This window comes from Psychrobacter pygoscelis, assembly GCF_004335015.1.
Classification (GTDB): Bacteria; Pseudomonadota; Gammaproteobacteria; order Pseudomonadales; family Moraxellaceae; genus Psychrobacter; species Psychrobacter pygoscelis.
The window spans coordinates 590,834-608,740 of sequence record NZ_RQRU01000002.1 but is presented as its reverse complement, the minus strand read 5'-3'; the positions used below and the strand labels follow the sequence as shown (position 1 = coordinate 608,740).

Genomic DNA, 17,907 nt, shown 5'->3' with positions numbered 1-17,907 from the left:
AATTATAGAAGTATTATCCTTCATTATTGAGGGTTAACTATAGCCAAAGACATCACGGCTATACACTTTATCTTTTACATCTAGCAGTTCATCATGCCAACGGTTCGCTACAATAAGATCGTTTTGCTGTTTAAAGGTGGCTAAGTCGGGGGTAATCTCACAGTCCTCAAAATGCTCTGTTGCCAGTGCTGGCTCATAAACTCGAATAGTCATGCCATGTTGCTTTAATATTTGAATAATATCTAATACCGCAGAGTCGCGGAAGTTATCAGCATCCTTTTTCATACTAAGTCGATAGATACCGATACTATTTGGGTTTTTATCGATTATTTGTCTAGCGATAAAGCGTTTGCGCGTGTTATTGGCATCGACTATTGCATAGATAAGATTGGCAGGAATGCCAATATAGTTAGCCTTTAATTGCTGGGTATCTTTGGGCAGGCAGTAACCACCATAACCGAATGATGGATTGTTATAATGCTCACCAATTCTAGGGTCTAAGCTGACACCAGTAATGATAGATTGACTATCTAGATTATGCTTCTCAGCGAAGCTATCAAGCTCATTAAAAAACGCAATTCGTGTGGCCAGGTAACTATTAGCGAATAGCTTAACAGCTTCAGCCTCGGTCGGTGGCATCAATAGCGTGGTTACAGATATTCCCTCTCGATGGGATTGGCTGGCTTTTTGATAAAGGGCCATTAGCGAGTTGGCAAATTCGGCTTGTCCATTAGTAGCACCGACGATAATTCGTGAAGGATATAAATTATCGTATAGCGCTTGGCCTTCACGAAGAAACTCTGGCATAAATAGAATATTATCATCGAATATCTCTCGCATACTGTCCGTAAAGCCAATAGGAATGGTGGATTTAATGACGATAGGTACGGTAGCGTGTTGCCCTCGCACACTGCGAATACTAGCCTCAACGGATGAGGTGTCAAATTTTCCTGACGCCACATCATAGTTGGTCGGAGTCGCAACAATGACAAGCTCGCAGGATTCATAAATATCATTAGCTTCATCCGTCGCGGTCAGATTTAAGGGCTTGTCTGCCAAATATTCACAAATTTCACGGTCTTGTAGTGGTGAGATGCGCTGCTGTAGTTGTGCTATCTTACGACTGTCAATATCAAATAAAATCACCTTGGTTTGCAGATGCGCTTGCGCAAGTAAAATAGCATTGGATAGCCCAACATAGCCGGCACCGATGACAGCAATAGTGGTTAACGTTTTTTCTTTAGAGGAGTTGGCTTTAGAGGATGTGGTTTCAGAAATTATCGTGTTAGTCATTATAATAATTACCATTGAGCGTTATATTTAATAATACTAAACTGTTGTCAATCCTACTATAACGTCGATCTTATACCATAGACTGCATCAGTCATTTTACGTATAGCCTTTAGGTCTCTATGAGAGCTTTTGCTCATTTTTAATGCCCCATACAGCGATTACTCTATAACTGGCTGACAAAAATAGGTGAGCAAACAAGGCAATGACTGAAATGTTACACTGTTTAAATGACATTGATATAACAAGCCAATAATATAAGCTAATGCTAAAAACCAATGAATTCATTACCGCTTTTGGACTCTATTATGACAGATACTGCTAGCAATGATTTACCCCAGTTGATGACGACTAAGGCTCGTTTAGATCATCCTGTCACTGCACCCGAACCCGTCTCAGGAACGCCTAGTGCCACGTCAGAGATGCAAGATCTACTAGCACTTATGGCTCGTCTACGGGCAGACTGTCCTTGGGATATTAAGCAGACCAATCATAGCTTAATCCCCTTTGCCATTGAAGAGGCTTATGAGCTTGCTGAGGCCATTCAAGCCGATGATGGCGTAGATAATGAAGATATTAAAGGAGAGCTGGGTGACGTGTTACTGCAAGTGGTATTTCACTGCCAGCTCTACGCCGAGCAAGGTCGCTTTGATATGGGCGATGTGATTGCCACATTGCAAGAAAAGCTAATCCGTCGCCATCCGCATGTCTTTGAAAGTGATAACTTAGCAGATGATACGGCAGTAAAGCAGCGCTGGGATGAGATTAAGGCAATAGAGAATCAAGCGCGAGAGGCACGAGGTAAGCCTAAGCGCAAATTGGACGGTGTCAAAGCAGGTAGCGCGCTGATGCAAGCGCAGGCCCTGCAAAAGACAGCGGGTAAGCTTGGATTTGATTGGCCGGGTGTCGAAGGTGCTGTCGAAAAGCTGGAGGAAGAGATCGCTGAGTTAAAAGCGGCGTTGCCAAAAGATAATCAGCCGCTATCAGAGGATCAGCAGCTAGCACTGGAAAAGGAGCTGGGTGACTGTATATTTGGTTTGGTCAATGTTGCTCGCAAAGTAAACCTTGATGCAGAAGCGGCGACACTGACCTGTGTGCATAAGTTTAAGTCACGCTTTGGCTATATTGAAGCCAAGCTTGCTGAGCAAGGAAAGTCGCCGGAAGACAGCAGCTTAGAAGAGATGGACGCTTTATGGGAGGAGTCGAAACAGCATGAAGTCTGAACAATCTAGGGATGCAATTAGTTAAATTAGCGGGGAGTATATTGAATAGCGGCTGGCAAAGTTCATTTTTTATTGCCATAGTGCTGGTCAGCGCTATGGCTTCAATGACTGTGATGGCCAACTCTGAAAACGTCAATAATTTTGTAAATGGGGATCAGTCAACGCAATGCTTTAGTGATGTTAAAGCTGCCTACGCTTTTTTGCTATCTGAGGAGACCAGAAAAGATAATTTTCGACAAAACACCATTGATAACGCTGAAGTGAATATCAATAGTGCCAGCGAAGGCGAGCTTGCCACTCTAAAGGGGGTGGGTAGTAGTAAAGCACAGGAAATTATTCTCTACCGCGAGATGTTTGGCGGTTTTGCACAAGTAGAAGATTTGACCCGAGTAAAGGGTATTGGCGACAAAACTATCGAAAAGAATCGACATCGACTTCGCGTGCGATAAAGTACTATTTTTTGCTTAAAGGTTTGAACTGAGTCTTATAAGCTAGTAAATTAAGCGCTCATCGCTATCTATGCTGCTTAAAGGCGTATTTTTACAGGTAAGCAGCGCCCGTGATGGGCGAAAATTTGCTACACTAGCGTCTGAATATGCCGAGCGTTATCATCAGTCCTCTTGAGCGACTTAGAGTGATACGCGGCTTTTGATTGTCCGTAGGGAGTATGATGCATGGCAGAACGTTCAGCCAAGCAGTTGGGGTTAAGTAAAGCTGACTTACCCAATTCAATTATTGAAGTGATTGCCACACTGAGTAAAAGTGGTTTTGAAGCCTATATAGTGGGCGGCGGGGTGCGAGACAACCTTTTAGGACTCAGTCCGAAAGATTTTGACGCTGTCACTGATGCTAAACCGCATGAAATCAAAGACTTATTCGGCAAGCGTTGCCGGATTATCGGTCGCCGGTTTCAACTCGCGCATGTGTACTCAGGTCGAGATATGATTGAGGTGGCTACCTTTCGCGCGCCGCCTAATGGCGATGCTCATACCACCAGTGATGGCATGATCGTGCGTGACAATGTCTGGGGTGATATCGAGCAGGACTTTGCCCGCCGCGACTTTTCTATTAATGCCCTGTACTATCAACCTATTAAGGGCATCGTTCACGATTTTTGTAACGCATTGGCTGATATTGAGAATAAGACCTTGCGTTTATTAGGTCATGCGCCAGTACGTATTGAAGAAGACCCTGTGCGTTTACTTCGCGCCTTAAGATTTAAAGCTAAGCTTGGCTTTGACTTTGATAAAGAGCTCTCAGAGCAGTTTCATGATGATAACTGGTCACTGCTTGAGCAGGTCTCTCCGCATCGCTTGTACGATGAGTCACAAAAGATGTTTACCGGTGGCTACTTAGTCCCTCTGTTGCCTTTATTATTTGAATTTGGCGCAATTCGTCATCTGATTATTTATCCACCAGAGACGCCAACAGCTTTAGTCAATCAAGTCGCTATCAACACGGATAAACGCATCGCTCAAGGTAAAAGTATCAATCCTGCCTTCTTCTATGCAGCGCTACTTTGGGACAATTATCTCTATCAGTTGGCGAAGTTTAAAAAGAAAAACATGCCATTTCATGATGCCCAGCTGCAAGCGGCGAGTAAAGTCATCGATCGTCAGCGCATCAAAACAGCCATACCGAAGTTCGCTGAGCAGTTCATTCGTGATATCTGGCTCATGCAGCCTAAGCTCGCCAACCCTCGAGTGAATCAAATTAGCCAACTTGCCGATCATCCTCGCTTTCGGGCGGCCTTTGATTTCTTATTGCTACGTGAGCACTGTGATGATGCCGCCAATCCATTATCCGAGTCGACCAACGGCATGGGTGAATGGTGGCAGACCTACCAAACATTATCAGATAAGCAAAAGCAGCAGGCAATTGATGATTTCGCAGGCGATGCGCGCCGTGGTGCCAATAAGCGCAGTCGTGGACGCGGTCGTAATCGCGCTCGAAATACTGATAATGAGAACTTAGCAGCAGCTGAGCAGGGCATTGAGCACAACGCTCAGCCAAGCTCGCAGTCTGAATCGGAAAATAGGTCTGAAACTAACGCTGGCTCTAAATCAAGAACTAAAGATAGCGCAGCAAGTTCCTATAGCAGCTCGGAGCAGTCAAGCAGGTCTGCAAACGGCAGAAAGACCCAGCAAGATAGTGATAATAATCAGCAAGTTAGCTCTGATAGAAGAGTGAATAAAACCAACAGTAAAATGGCATCAAGAAGGTCAGCTGAATCTCAAGAAGGTCGCTCAAAGCCGCAACATATGCACTATGCTCGTGAGCGTGAGCAGCTACAGAAGTTGTCTCTAGGCGAGCTGGTTGGTGATCAGCTGGGAGAGGCCTCACAGCCGAAGCCACTATTCACTATCAATGCGGCAAAGATGGCCAAACAGGTACCACAGCAAGCCGCCATCGCTAAGCAGGTAGCGAAAGCTGAGCCTAAAAGGCAAGCTAAACCTGCAAAACATGAAAAACCTGTGTCAGCTGCCACAAATAGTGTGGTTAACCTTGAAGGCTCTACGCCTAAGCCTGTGAAGGAAAGCACAGCAAAAGCGACTAGCGATAAAGCGATCTCACAAGATATCAGTAAACTTGCAGCTCACGAAGCTGTCCTACTACCAAAAGAAGAGCGCGTCCCTAGTAAGCGCCGCCGCCGGATACCAAGTACTACGGTGACGCAAACCGAACAGACCAAAGGGGTAACTAATTCTAGTCCCGCATCTTCTGATGCAGTAGCTTCTAATAAGGCGGTTTCTGACGCTGTAGCGCAGTCATCAAACAACACTGGAGCTACTGCCAGTAAAGCCCATGTTAAAAACAGTGGTAACAATAACAGCAAAGCCAAGGCTAATAATAAAGCCAAAGCTAACGTTGAACCTTCAATCAATGTTGAAGCTGAATCAGCCTCTAGCAAGTCTACGCGCACTCGTAAAACCGCGACGAAGACCAAGACGAGTACAGCCGCTGAACAGTCTGAAGCTAAGCGGCCGACCGCTAAGCAAAAAGCCAACGGCCGCGCGTCAAATCGTACAGCTGATCAGATGACAGAGCAGAAAGTGGCGCAAAAGAGCGATAAAAAGCCAGCTGTAAAAAAACGAACGGCCAAAAGTCCTGTTACTGCGGAGCCTGACGTACAATCGCCTATAGCCAGTAATAGTATTCAGCAAAGTTCGCTCGTTCCAGCCACGCGTCGCCGTCGTCAGCCCAGCTCAGACAAGACGGTTACGGAGCGGCAAGGTGAGTCTACAGAGTCTTAATGTTAATGCATAACAATCCTACTGTATCGGAGCACCATAGCGGGCAATTAGCCACAAACCCTAGGCAGATAAGCGATGACTCTAGTGCGTTAAATTCGCATAAGGATCAACGCTTTTATCGCTGTTATCTAGGCCTAGGAGGCAACTTGGCTAACGAGCTAGGAGCGCCAACTGATCATATTAACAGTGCCTTTGCGGCTATAAAGGCGCATCCTGATATTGTCCATGCTAGGCGCTCATCACTCTACGCCTCTAAGCCGATGGGACCCCAAGACCAGCCTGACTTTGTCAATGCGGTAGTAGAGATTGATACGACGCTGACACCGCTTGTACTATTGGCGTTTTGCCAGCAGCTTGAGCACCAAGCTGAGCGGGTACGCTTACGTCATTGGGGTGAGCGTAGCCTTGATGTGGATGTATTACTCATTGACGACGAGAAGATTGACTTACCGACATTGACGGTCCCTCATCCAGGGCTATTTGAACGTAACTTTGTCTTGGTACCTTTGGCCGAGCTTAATCCAAGATTAACCATCCAAGGTCAGCCGATTCAGGCGTTCTCTGCCAGCAAAGATTGGTCAGGACTGACTCTATTATCCTAATCTACCATCTTAGCTCTTTGATTTAGGCCTAAATCCAGCTCTATAACCTGATTCCTTTATTATATTAAGCTAACAGTTTTATTAAGCTCAAGCTAACCATATAAGTGAGCCGCTATGATTACCTTATCTACTCTCAATAAATATAAAAAAGACGGCAGAAAATTCAGTTGTCTGACTTGCTATGACGCAATGTTTGCCAAAATGATGGAAAACGCCGAAGTCGATACTATCCTTATTGGTGATAGTCTGGGCATGGTGGTACAAGGTCATGACTCTACGCTGCCTGTCAGTGTGGACGATATTGTCTACCATACCGCCAATGTCGCTCGTAGCAACAAGCACGCTCTGATTTTGGCTGATTTACCCTTTATGAGCTATGCCACCCTTGATGACGCTATTGCCAATAGCCGTAAGGTTATGCAGGCTGGCGCTCATGTTATTAAGATTGAAGGCGGTAGCGAGCTGTGTGACATTGTTACCACTCTTGCGAACGCTGGCACTCCAACTTGTGTACATCTTGGTCTAACTCCGCAGTCGGTTAACGTCTTTGGTGGCTACAAAGTCCAAGGCAAGTCTGATGATAGCGCAGCTCAGCTTATCAATGATGCCAAAGCTGTGGTTAAAGCTGGCGCTGCTATAGTATTACTTGAATGTGTACCAGCAGCACTTGCCAAGGCGGTAACAGAAGCTGTAGACGTGCCAGTGATTGGTATTGGTGCTGGCGCGGATACCGACGGTCAAGTGTTGGTCATGCACGATATGCTCGGCGTTACCCACGGACGTGTTGCCCGCTTTGTTCATGATTTTTTGAGTGATGAGGACAATGAAGCGCGCAGTGTCCAAGGTGCTTTTTCTTTATTTCATCAATCAGTAATTAAGGGCAGTTATCCTAAAGAAGAACATCAATTTAATTAAATATCGTTTTGCTAAGTCTCAAAGGTGCGCTATTGTTAAGTACATTTAGCAGTGGCGTATTTTTTGTAGTAAAAAATAGTTAGTGTCCGTTGAGTGAATACCCAAAAGTCCTAATAGTTATAAGGATTTTAGAGTAATTGTGCTTTTGTGAAAGAGTTGGCTAGATAGTCGTATGCTGGATTTATAACTCTCACTATTAACTGCGTTTGTCGCCTTGATTAAAGTACTGTTTATATACCTCAATACCTTAACATGTCAGTTGCCGCTACAAAGACCAATGTTCAACCGATCCTAACAGTCATACTTTTATCAAATGCTAAATTTAGCGGGAGCCAATGATGACCACTACCTTTACCACTATTGCCTCACTTCGTGACACTCTAAAGCCACTACGTAATGACAAGAGCATCGCCCTAGTACCGACGATGGGTAACCTGCATGCCGGCCATATCGAGCTAGTAAAGCGTGCCAAAGCGAATGCTGATATTGTTGTTGTGAGTATCTTTGTTAATCCCACACAGTTTGGTGTTGGTGAAGATTTAGACAGCTACCCTCGTACCCTAGAGGCAGATACGGCCAAGCTTAGTGATGCAGGAGTCGATTATGTGTTTGCCCCAAGCGTTAGTGAGATGTACCCAGTGATGCCACCACCGACGCAAGTATTGACTGGCACGATTAGCCAGCAGCTGTGCGGCAAGTCTAGACCAATACACTTTGATGGCGTAGGGTTAGTGGTAAGTAAGCTATTTAACATCGTTCAGCCTAATATGGCTATCTTTGGGAAAAAGGATTACCAACAGCTTACTATTATTCGTCAGATGGTACGTGATTTGAGCTATGATATTGAGATCATCGGTGCGCCCATAGTTCGCGCTGATGATGGCCTAGCCTTATCGTCACGCAACCAATACCTTACTGAGTCTGAGCGCCAGATTGCACCAACGCTCCATCAAGAAGTGGTCAGGTTGGCTGACAAGTTAGCCCAAGGCGCACACCTTCACTCTGATCAATTTGCGTCAAGCTCGCTCGATACTATCGATAACAAGACAGCTCTATGTAACTTACAAAGCTTAATCAATGAGACAATCCACCGAATCAATGCGTCTGGATTTAATGTTGACTATCTAGAAGTTAAGACTCAAGATTTATCGGATATCACCGATGCTTATCAGGATAAGAATTTGGTTATCTTAACGGCTGCGTGGCTTGGCAAAGCTCGACTGTTAGACAATCAAGAAGTGCAAGTAAACACTCCTTGATTAATATAATATCTTGCCAGCCCCTAGGGGTAACTAATTATCAACCCTCTACTTATCAATAGGACTCTACCCAATGACGCCGGATAAAAAGGATGTAACAACCTCGAGCGTAGGCTCGATAGGGGATAAGAACTCAGAGGTACGAGTGCTTATTATTTCGGGGCGCTCAGGCTCTGGTAAGACTTCTGTGCTTAATATCTTAGAGGACTTTGGCTACTACGCTATCGATAATATGCCTTTATCTTTAGTGCCTGATGCGGCGGCCAAGCTTGTTGGAGAAGGGGGAATTACCAAGGTCGCATTGGGCGTCGATGTCCGAACGCCCCGCGCCGATTTGTCGAACTTCCCGATTATCCATGAAGACCTCAAAGCGCTCTTTGGTGAAAATGCGGTTAAGGTGATATACGTAAAGGCGCAAGAGCCAGTATTGGTGGCGCGATTTAATGCTACCCGCCGAGTCCACCCTTTAATGGCGACCAAAGACAACCCTGTCTACAATCTACCGACGGCGATTAAAAAAGAGATCGAGCTGTTAGAGCCGATTGCTCAGCGTGCTGATATCAAGATTGATACTAGTCTGTACAATGTCCATCAGTTAAAAGAGCGCATCCGTGAGCATATCGGAGTCGACAACCAAGTGACGATAAACTTGCTATCATTTGGTTTTAAATATGGCCTGCCTGTCGATGCTGACTTTGTATTTGATGTGCGAATCTTACCCAACCCTCATTGGCGGCCAGAGCTACGAGTAAAGACCGGCTGTGATCCTGAGGTGGCTGCATTCTTCAATGAGCATCCAGAGGTGGCAGAGATGAAAGATGACATGCATCAATTCTTAGTGCGCTGGTTGCCTGAGTTCTTGCATAATAACCGCCATACGGTTACGGTAGCTATTGGCTGCACCGGCGGCAAGCATCGCTCCGTCTTTATAACTGAGGCCCTCCATGAGTCGCTATCGCAGAGTCTGCCTAAGAGTCTTAGTGTCTTTGCAAAGCATAAAGAGAAGCCGCGTTGGCCTGTATAGTGCATACTAGTAGTATGCAGTGGGTCAAGTGTTATAAACAGTAGAATACGGCTCATATTCCCGAATAACCTAGTTACCTGAGAATATTATATGATTGATTGGTCAGAACATGACATGCGAGTCTCTCGCACTGAATTAAAAAAAGCCCATGAACGCTTACAGCGCTTGGCTGAACCATTAGCCCAACTGTCTAAAAAACAGATGAAAAAGCTGCCAGCGACTGAGTACTTTTTGGATGAATTGACCACACTTACTGACATTACCAGTGCCAATGCACGTAATCGACAAATTAAGCGTATTGGTAAGCTAATTAGTGAAGAAAACCGCCATGACTTGGTAGCTGCCTTATTTCAAATCCGCTTTAGCCCTGAGCAAGCTGCTAAAGTCGAGTCTTGGATTACTCGCTTAAATATCCATGATGATGGCACCTTAAAGCTATTTTGCAAGCAGTTTAAAGCGGCTGAAAAGAACAGTCTCTATCAGCTGTTATTATGGATTGAATATGCCAAGCATATGAATGATGATGAGCTACTGGCCGAGTCTGAAGCGGATTTGGTTAGCTATATCAAAGAAGTCGCGATTTTATCGCAGCTGGATTAGTTTTGGGTGATGGTTGCTTTAGCCTGATGCTCTTATGGCTACTGATCAACTGACAACGTCTGGTTTAGAATATTTGCTTATCCTTAGAGCAGTCATTGATTCTAGTTCAAGTTCATTTCAGCCAAAAGAAAACCGTCTATTGTTATTATCAATAGACGGTTTTTTTTATGCTAACACTGGCGCACAGACGCTCAGTTTGAATATTTAATATTGGCTTATTGCTTCTCAGCGCGTACTTTATCGACCAAGTAGTCTACTACTTTTACCACTTGTGGACCTTCACCCGTTACCACGTATTTACCTTGGACGACCACCGCAGGAACGCCAGTCAATTGATAGCGTTTCGCCCCTTCTTTTGAGCGCCCAATCTTAGTACCAACGGCAAATGAGTTGTACAGACTATTAAACTTCTTACGGTCCACTCCTTGACTGGCATACCATTTACTTAGCGAGTCTTGGTCAAAGAGCTTTTTGCCACCTTCGTGGATAGTTTTGAATAGGGCATCATGGGTTTTGTCTTCATAGCCGAGGAGCTGCGCCGCATAAAATCCGCGAGCATTAGCTTCCCAAACAGGGTTTAGCGCGGCTGGAGTCTTAAAGAAGGCGACGTCTTTGTCTTTGGTCTTGGCCCATTGTTGTAGATAAGGGTCTAAGTTATAGCAATGCGGGCAACCATACCAAAAAAATTCACGAACAATAATCACATCATCAGTGATTTTTTCTGGGTTACTCAATACTTTGTAGTCTTTGCCAGCTTGGTAGTCAGCAGCATTGACAGACATACTAGCAAGACCAATAGCGGCCGCTAGTCCGGTTAAAGCAGCGAAGCGTTTCATACGTCATCCTTACTGAATTCACGTTGATAGATGGATATTGAGCATCATGGACAGCGATTTAGCCTTAAATAAAGCCAAGGCAAAGTTGGCAATATACCAACCGCTTTTGAAGTCCATTAGCAAAATCTTTAAAAATTGTATAATGCTATGATAACGTATCTCATAAAATTGTGGGCAAGATTTGTTCGTAAAATTCTTAAGCAAACGTAGTATCCCTGTTAGCTTGTTTTATTTCATCACGACTTGAGAGATATCAGAAACAATCCTTTACCCCAATATATAAAGATTGCATTATAATTGAAAAAAGACAGGGAGCGAGCGCCGCATTTGGCGTGTGTTCTGTCGCTTTTTAGTTCATTAATACTATTGATAGTGCCAAAATTAAAAGGGCTTTTTATGACCACTGCCACGCACAATGATGACTCAAATACCAGCAATCCGTCTTTAGATAAGTCGGCGCAACATCTCAATGTCGATCATGATGAAGTTGCGAAATTTACAAAACTTGCTGATGAGTGGTGGGATAAGCAAGGGGCCTTTGCAACGCTTCATGAAATAAACCCGCTGCGACTGAACTGGATCAGTGATAATGTTTTGGCAGGTATGAATACCGATTTAGAAGGTCTGCGCGTCGTCGATATTGGCTGCGGCGGTGGGATATTGACAGAATCAATGGCGCGCCGCGGTGCTGATGCGACGGGTATCGATTTAGGCACTGAGAACCTTAAGGCTGCCACCGTGCATGCGGAGCAAAGCGGTCTTGCTACCCTACGCTATGAGCACATTGCCGCTGAAGATTTTGCAGCTGCTAATAAAGGACAGTTCGATGTCGTGACCTGCATGGAGATGCTTGAGCACGTACCAGACCCTAGTGCGATTGTGCAGGCGTGCTTTGATCTCCTAAAGCCAGGCGGTGTTTGTGTCCTATCTACCATTAACCGTAATCCAAAGTCTTACTTATTTGCGATTATTGGGGCAGAGTATGTGCTGAGATTATTAGATCGCGGCACTCATGATTACGGCAAGTTTATTACCCCAGCTGAGCTTGATAAAATGGCAACGATGGTAGGCTTTAGCCGTCAAGACTTAATTGGGCTGCACTACAATCCTCTAACCAAGCGTTACTGGCTGGCACAAAATGTGGATGTGAACTATATGATGGCGGTTAAAAAGCCTCACGATGCGAGTGAATAGCGAGTGAATAGGACACCTGTCTGCTCTAGACCTTGTCTAGCCTCTACGGTCTTTGTATTAGCCAAAACTAACTATTGAACCATTTAAAAGTTAATAGGCCTCTTGGTGTGTTAATTTATTGATTGAAGAGCTTAACTGATGACCCAATTTGTAAAAGCAGTACTGTTTGACTTAGATGGCACCCTCATAGATACCGCCGCAGATTTTGTACGGATTATAAAACGTATGAGCGAGCAGCATGGCTGGCAAGCCCCTGATGACAGTGCTATTCGTGAGCAAGTATCTGCGGGCGCTTCTGCTATGGTCAAGCTCATCTTATCGCACAATCAACAGCCCATCAGTGATGAGGTGCTCCAAAGCTACCGTCAGCAGTTTTTAGATGAGTATGAAGCGGATATCTGTGTGGACAGCTCCGTGTTTGACCAGCTTGATTCAGTATTGAGCACTTTAGAAGGTCATGGCACACCTTGGGGTATCGTCACTAATAAACCGCGCTATCTGGCTGAAAAGCTGCTAGCCGCCTTGGACTTAACAGAGCGCTGTACGGTACTCGTTTGCCCCGATGATGTCCGTCACACAAAGCCTGATCCAGAGCCTATGTATTTGGCTCTAGAAAAGCTGGGGTTGCCACGTGGCATCGCCAGTACAGTGATTTATGTGGGCGATCACCTTCGTGATATTGAGTCAGGCAATGCCGCGGGAATGATCACCGTATTGGCAAGCTATGGCTATATTCCACCAGAAGACCAAGCCAATCTGTCAGACTGGGGGGCGGACTTTATAGTTGACTCACCAGCAGCACTAGCAGCACTATTAAAGTCAGCACAGTTTGATTATTTATAAGTTGATACTACGTAGCCGTATAGTGGGGTGGCATCTACTAGTATCACCATCCTTATCACTATCATTGTAGTAAATTCGACTGCTTATTTATTACGCATTTTTCAGTATTTTTTAATCCATAAACTTTGAGTTAGAGACGATGAGCCAAGCGACGATCAGCACCACACCTTCTCTCAGCCACGAGCAAATCCGTACCTATCAGCCAAGCCCCAATTGCCTTGAAGGCAAGACTATCTTGGTCACTGGTGCAGGAGATGGTATTGGTAGGGTGGCAGCACTGACTTACGCAAAATATGGGGCCACCGTATTGCTGCTCGGTAAGACCATAAGCAAGCTTGAAAGTGTCTATGACGAAATCGAAGCCCAAGGCGGTAAGCAGCCTGCCATGCTACCGATGGATCTAGAGAGCGCAAGCTATGCGGAGATGCAGCAGCTTGAGAATCTAATCAATAAAGAGATAGGCCAGCTTGATGGTATCTTGCATAACGCTGGCGTGTTAGGTGAGCTGACCCCGCTTGAAATGTATGACGTCGATATCTTTTCACAGGTGATGAGGGTCAACTTTACCTCAGTGTTTATGCTGACCCAAGCCTTATTGCCACTAATTAAAGCGGCGGATAATGGCTCTGTGGTATTTACTTCTAGCAGCGTGGGGACGACCCCGCGTGCCTTTTGGGGTGCATACGCGCTATCTAAACAAGGTGTGGAGGGGATGAGCGATATCTTTACCCAAGAGACCCAAGCCACGACCAATCTACGCTTCAACTGTATCAACCCAGGAGCTACCCGAACCAATATGCGCGCTCATGCTTATCCAGGTGAGAACCCCATGAGTCTTAAGACACCAGAGGCGCTAATGCCAAGCTATGTGTGTTTAATGAGCGATGATAGTATTGGGGTTCGTGGTCAAGTGATTGCACTGCAGCCAAAGTAAATAGCATAACTTTACTATAAAATAAAAGTCATCGTTATCAATCAAAATTAGTCGTCATAATGCTCTTGAGAAGCTCGATGACATTGCTAGGAGCGATCTTAGGATTCGTGCTCCTGCAACAACACTTGCATCATGGTCTCTAGTCCTTTATCAGTGGCTTTTTCATCTTCTAACATTCTTCCTAATGTCTGAGCCACTTCCGTCTCACCAATGGCATTAGCGAATATCTGACAGCTTCTATAACCTGCTATATCATGATGATTGACATGTTGGATGGACACGGCAATAGCCAGATTAAGTATCTTGCTCGGCTTGACATAGGTCAATAGCTCACTGGCTTCGTGGATCAGTCCTTGTGTCCCCTCACAGATTTCCCCTTCAGGAGACTCCTCCATTTGTGCAAAGACTTTTTCAAGGTTTTTCACATGGGCGGTATTGGCTTCAATGTCATCTGCAATTAGCGTAGCAAGAGTGGTATCAGACACCGCTTGATGCAATACAGGGTAGGCCTTGGCTTGTTGTAAGGCTGCGTTATAGCGATCTCTAAGTTGTTCTAAGAATAATCCTTTTAGGTCAGTCACTTTTGTGTCCATTAGTACATCCCTCATGAAGTTAATTTAGAATAATAAAGTATTTTGGTTGTGAATAATTTAATGAATGATATAGTTTTACTAAACAATAGTATATTTTATAACTTGTAAATTTGCAATGATAATTATTATCATTATCTTTTATGTCTGGACTTTGCTCCGACTATCCAGTCTTGTACTGATGGTTACAACCAGCTATTTAATGGAATCTTGACTTGATTTTGTAGCATTTGTCCTCCATCTAATATAGAAATAATGGACATTTGACAGTTGTTAAAATCATGACTAATCGCCAACATTCGACGATATAGTGATACGGTGAAGACAGAGCTAAGGAGTATATATGGCAGGTGGCTGGGCGCGTGATGGCGCTGAACATGAACAAATGGACGCGACGGTAAACGATGCGTTAGCGCGCGCAAGGCGTTTATTACCGCAAGGTGAGAGCGCTGAGTATTGCGATGAGTGCGGGGAGATTATTCCTGAGGCGCGGCGTATTGCCTTGCCTGGGGTGCAGCATTGTGTTCGCTGCCAGAGTGAGCTTGAAGCTACCGCTAAGTCAGCTGAGCTGTTTAATCGCCGCGGCAGTAAAGACAGTCAGTTACGCTAGTGGCGCTGTAGATAGTAGTTAATTGAGTCATTAATTGCACCATTGATAGATATCAGCAATAAACTGATAATAAAAAGCACTCGCTTTATAGTGAGTGCTTTTTGGTTTCTAATGGAGCAATCCGACCGTAAGGCTAGCTGTACTGATCAATACTACTTTGATGCCAGCCGTTCAATTAATTGGCGATCCCAGTCTTGCCACTGCTCATCGCTATACTGTTGCTTATTAATAGTAGCGTCTTGGGCGTCATCCATGTTATCTAACAAAATGACTTCTAGCAAACTATCTGCTTGAGGCTCAGTAGCGATAGTTTTCAGGCTGTCTGGAGTGAAATTTAGCCGCAGCCAACCCTCGGTGGTATTGACAACCCCTTTAATTCGCTGCCAATTTGGCAAAGACAGCAGCCATGTTTGCAGCTCATCAGCCGCAAATTGCCATTGCTGGGGGAGCTTCCAGCCACCTACGCTCATTCCTTGCTGCCGGTCATGATAGCGATAAGGGGCAACAATTTGTGCGCTGTTATGGGTATCAGCATTTTGCGCTATACTGACTGTATTTGCCGGGCTTAGCCCAGACATATTTAACGCTATTCGCGTTTCAGTGCTGCGTTTTTGCTTGAACTTACTAAGGGCTTGACTCGGTGACTGTAGGATCTCATACCATGATGGTGGGTTACAGGTCGGCTTATTATCTAAATCCTTAGCCGCTATGGTTCCCGAGTTTATAGCTTTAGCGGCAACAGTCTTAGGGGCATTCTCAACTTGACCGTTAGCTAACCAGATCAAAGTAGCAGTAGGGTTTAAGTCGATAATCCAGTCGCTGAGCTGCTCTTTTTCGGTCTCATTTAGCATCTCATAACGATTGATTACCACATAGTCTGCATGAAGCACATGGGCTTGATAGCCATCATGATGGCGATATTTGGGCTGCTGCCATTGCCGCGCACTCACCACTCCAATGATGGCATGCAGCGATAGACTGGTTTGCCAGTGTGGTTCGCTCAGCTGCTGTAGTAAGCTTTTGGGATGCGCAAGTCCTGTCGGCTCAATGATAAGACGCTGCGGCTGCTGCTCAGCCAGCAACCGAGTTAGCGCAATCTGTAGCGGTAACTGGCTGGTACAGCAAATACAGCCGCCACTGACTTCGCGGATAGCAAGCTGCTCATCAGCACGATCGATTAACTGAGCATCAATACCTATCTGCCCAAACTCATTGATTAACAAAGCCCAACGCTCATCAGCCATCACTTCGTTAGCCGTCTTGAAGGCCAGAAGCTGGTTTATAAGTGTTGTCTTTCCAGAGCCTAAAAACCCCGTCAGCAGTGTGCACGGGGTATTTTTAATAATGTGTTTGGCAAACATGTTGCTGATCAGCTTTCTGCTTCATCAGGAACAAACACATAGCCGACACCCCAGACGGTCTGGATATAGCGCGCTTGTGAGGGGTTGTCCTCGATTAAGCGGCGTAGTCTGGAGACTTGGACATCAATTGAGCGCTCCATGGCTCCCCATTCACGGCCACGAGCCAGGTTCATCAATTTATCTCTAGTTAATGGCTCACGAGGATGCTGAACCAAGGCTTTTAAAACCGAAAATTCGCCAGTGGTTAGGGTCACCACATTGCCTTCACGCTTAAGCGTTCGCGTAGATAAATCAAGTGTCCATGGGCCAAATTCGACGACTTCGATTTGCTGACTTGGTGCGCCTGGTAGCTCGCGGCTTTGACGTCTAAGTACGGCTTTAATTCGCGCCAATAGCTCTTTTGGGTTAAAAGGTTTGGGTAGGTAGTCGTCCGCACCCGCCTCAAGCCCCGCAATGCGATCAGCGTCACCGCCTTTCGCCGTTAGCATGATAATCGGAATATCGGTATTGTCTTCACGAAGACGCTTACAAATACTAATGCCATCTTCGCCTGGCAGCATCAAATCTAATACGATTAATGAAAATAGCTCTCGCTGCATGAGCTTATCCATTTGACTGCCGTCATGCGCGGTACGCACCACAAAGCCGTCATCTTCCAAAAAGCGTTGTAACAATGAGCGCAACCGAGCATCATCATCGACAACTAATATGCGCTGGGTAAGTGTATCTTGTGGGTTCTCTGACATTGGGACATCCTTTTATCAATTATAATGCTACTAAATAATAGTGTATAAGATTATGCCAGTAAATTCACGGATAGTGCATAGGAATGCTGTATGGCTTTGTTTAATATAATGAACTAACCTGTATAACTGAGCCAATTTATGGCAAGTGCAATAAGCTGTAGAGAGCAGGAAAGGGCAATCAATAGAATAATTGTGGTGGAAGTTGTTACGTTACTTAATTCTGATCGGCTTATTGATGAGTATTTCGGTGAAATGACAGCGTCACTATTAACTTATTTACCTCGTTGAGCTTATCATTACTAGGCGGTAAAGCAATCTTAGTTTACTCAGATTATATTGGCTTGTCTTAAGCGTAATAATTAAGAAGTCCTTAGCTAGATTGGCTATTTTATTTGATCAATCTTCAAAGTAGAGGTGAACTCAGTGTTAAATTGTACTGTCCATTATAAAGTTGACGCGCTACAAAATTATTGGCGTATATGATTAATGCCTCTAGGATAAAGTACCGAAATCAAAGGGCTTGCTTGACCCTTTGCGAGGGCTTTTTAGATAAAGTATAGAGATAATCTGCTTTCGTTATAGACTGGCAACTGAACAAGCGTGTAAAAAGGATTTTTATTCTTGAT

Annotated in this window: 17 protein-coding genes; 12 read left to right on the top strand and 5 right to left on the bottom strand. The window is 44.9% G+C overall.

The genetic code is table 11. The features are described from left to right. Window positions 1-33: 33 nt before the first annotated feature. Window positions 34-1,293: a nucleotide sugar dehydrogenase gene (locus EGV92_RS07275; protein ID WP_131668551.1), complete on the bottom strand. Its 1,260-nt coding sequence runs from the start codon at window positions 1,291-1,293 to the stop codon at window positions 34-36. Between the two features lie 419 nt (window positions 1,294-1,712). Here EGV92_RS07275 and mazG point away from each other — a divergent pair, with 419 nt between their 5' ends. The 8 genes from mazG to yjgA all read left to right on the top strand — a co-directional run bounded on the left by mazG (window position 1,713) and on the right by yjgA (window position 10,167). Then, window positions 1,713-2,513 (top strand): nucleoside triphosphate pyrophosphohydrolase, encoded by an 801-nt coding sequence (gene mazG / locus EGV92_RS07270; RefSeq protein WP_242678665.1) that lies wholly within the window; start codon window positions 1,713-1,715, stop codon window positions 2,511-2,513. 95 nt (window positions 2,514-2,608) lie between these two features. Further along, window positions 2,609-2,962, top strand: a complete 354-nt coding sequence (locus tag EGV92_RS07265) for a ComEA family DNA-binding protein (protein ID WP_131668550.1) — start codon at window positions 2,609-2,611, stop codon at window positions 2,960-2,962. Between the two features lie 225 nt (window positions 2,963-3,187). Then, complete coding sequence (gene pcnB / locus EGV92_RS07260; RefSeq protein ID WP_131668549.1) at window positions 3,188-5,767, top strand: polynucleotide adenylyltransferase PcnB; 2,580 nt, start codon at window positions 3,188-3,190, stop codon at window positions 5,765-5,767. Next, complete coding sequence (folK, locus tag EGV92_RS07255) at window positions 5,767-6,369, top strand: 2-amino-4-hydroxy-6-hydroxymethyldihydropteridine diphosphokinase (RefSeq protein ID WP_242678647.1); 603 nt, start codon at window positions 5,767-5,769, stop codon at window positions 6,367-6,369. Before pcnB ends, folK begins: the two co-directional genes overlap by 1 nt. Before the next feature lie 114 nt (window positions 6,370-6,483). Next, complete coding sequence (panB, locus tag EGV92_RS07250) at window positions 6,484-7,284, top strand: 3-methyl-2-oxobutanoate hydroxymethyltransferase (protein ID WP_131668548.1); 801 nt, start codon at window positions 6,484-6,486, stop codon at window positions 7,282-7,284. A gap of 338 nt (window positions 7,285-7,622) precedes the next feature. Further along, entirely contained in the window at window positions 7,623-8,543 is a 921-nt protein-coding gene (gene panC / locus EGV92_RS07245) for a pantoate--beta-alanine ligase (protein WP_131668547.1), read from the top strand. Between the two features lie 73 nt (window positions 8,544-8,616). Next, on the top strand, window positions 8,617-9,567 hold the full coding sequence (rapZ, locus tag EGV92_RS07240; RefSeq protein WP_131668546.1) for an RNase adapter RapZ: 951 nt from the start codon (window positions 8,617-8,619) through the stop codon (window positions 9,565-9,567). Window positions 9,568-9,657: 90 nt separating this feature from the next. Continuing rightward, entirely contained in the window at window positions 9,658-10,167 is a 510-nt protein-coding gene (gene yjgA / locus EGV92_RS07235; protein ID WP_131668545.1) for a ribosome biogenesis factor YjgA, read from the top strand. A gap of 215 nt (window positions 10,168-10,382) precedes the next feature. On the opposite strand, the gene EGV92_RS07230 is transcribed toward yjgA, so the two are convergent. Next, a complete protein-coding gene (locus EGV92_RS07230; RefSeq protein WP_131668544.1) occupies window positions 10,383-11,003 on the bottom strand; it encodes a thiol:disulfide interchange protein DsbA/DsbL in 621 nt (206 codons plus the stop codon). 396 nt (window positions 11,004-11,399) lie between these two features. Between EGV92_RS07230 and ubiG the strand changes: the two genes are divergently transcribed. From ubiG to EGV92_RS07215, 3 genes are all read left to right on the top strand, one after another. Then, window positions 11,400-12,197 (top strand): bifunctional 2-polyprenyl-6-hydroxyphenol methylase/3-demethylubiquinol 3-O-methyltransferase UbiG, encoded by a 798-nt coding sequence (gene ubiG, locus EGV92_RS07225; RefSeq protein ID WP_131668543.1) that lies wholly within the window; start codon window positions 11,400-11,402, stop codon window positions 12,195-12,197. Window positions 12,198-12,335: 138 nt separating this feature from the next. After that, window positions 12,336-13,040, top strand: coding sequence for an HAD family hydrolase (locus tag EGV92_RS07220; protein WP_165525579.1), 705 nt, complete (start codon window positions 12,336-12,338; stop codon window positions 13,038-13,040). A gap of 139 nt (window positions 13,041-13,179) precedes the next feature. Then, a complete protein-coding gene (locus tag EGV92_RS07215) occupies window positions 13,180-13,974 on the top strand; it encodes a YciK family oxidoreductase (protein ID WP_131668541.1) in 795 nt (264 codons plus the stop codon). Between the two features lie 98 nt (window positions 13,975-14,072). Here EGV92_RS07215 and EGV92_RS07210 read toward each other — a convergent pair whose 3' ends face one another. Further along, on the bottom strand, window positions 14,073-14,567 hold the full coding sequence (locus EGV92_RS07210; RefSeq protein ID WP_165525578.1) for a DUF892 family protein: 495 nt from the start codon (window positions 14,565-14,567) through the stop codon (window positions 14,073-14,075). A gap of 340 nt (window positions 14,568-14,907) precedes the next feature. Here EGV92_RS07210 and EGV92_RS07205 point away from each other — a divergent pair, with 340 nt between their 5' ends. After that, window positions 14,908-15,174 (top strand): DksA/TraR family C4-type zinc finger protein, encoded by a 267-nt coding sequence (locus tag EGV92_RS07205; protein WP_131668539.1) that lies wholly within the window; start codon window positions 14,908-14,910, stop codon window positions 15,172-15,174. Between the two features lie 152 nt (window positions 15,175-15,326). Here EGV92_RS07205 and EGV92_RS07200 read toward each other — a convergent pair whose 3' ends face one another. Both EGV92_RS07200 and ompR read right to left on the bottom strand, forming a co-directional pair. Next, the gene (locus EGV92_RS07200) at window positions 15,327-16,535 is read right to left on the bottom strand and encodes a CobW family GTP-binding protein (RefSeq protein ID WP_131668538.1); all 1,209 of its coding nucleotides are present in this window, start codon (window positions 16,533-16,535) and stop codon (window positions 15,327-15,329) included. Between the two features lie 8 nt (window positions 16,536-16,543). Further along, window positions 16,544-17,281, bottom strand: coding sequence for an osmolarity response regulator transcription factor OmpR (gene ompR / locus EGV92_RS07195; protein ID WP_131668537.1), 738 nt, complete (start codon window positions 17,279-17,281; stop codon window positions 16,544-16,546). Window positions 17,282-17,907: the final 626 nt, after the last annotated feature.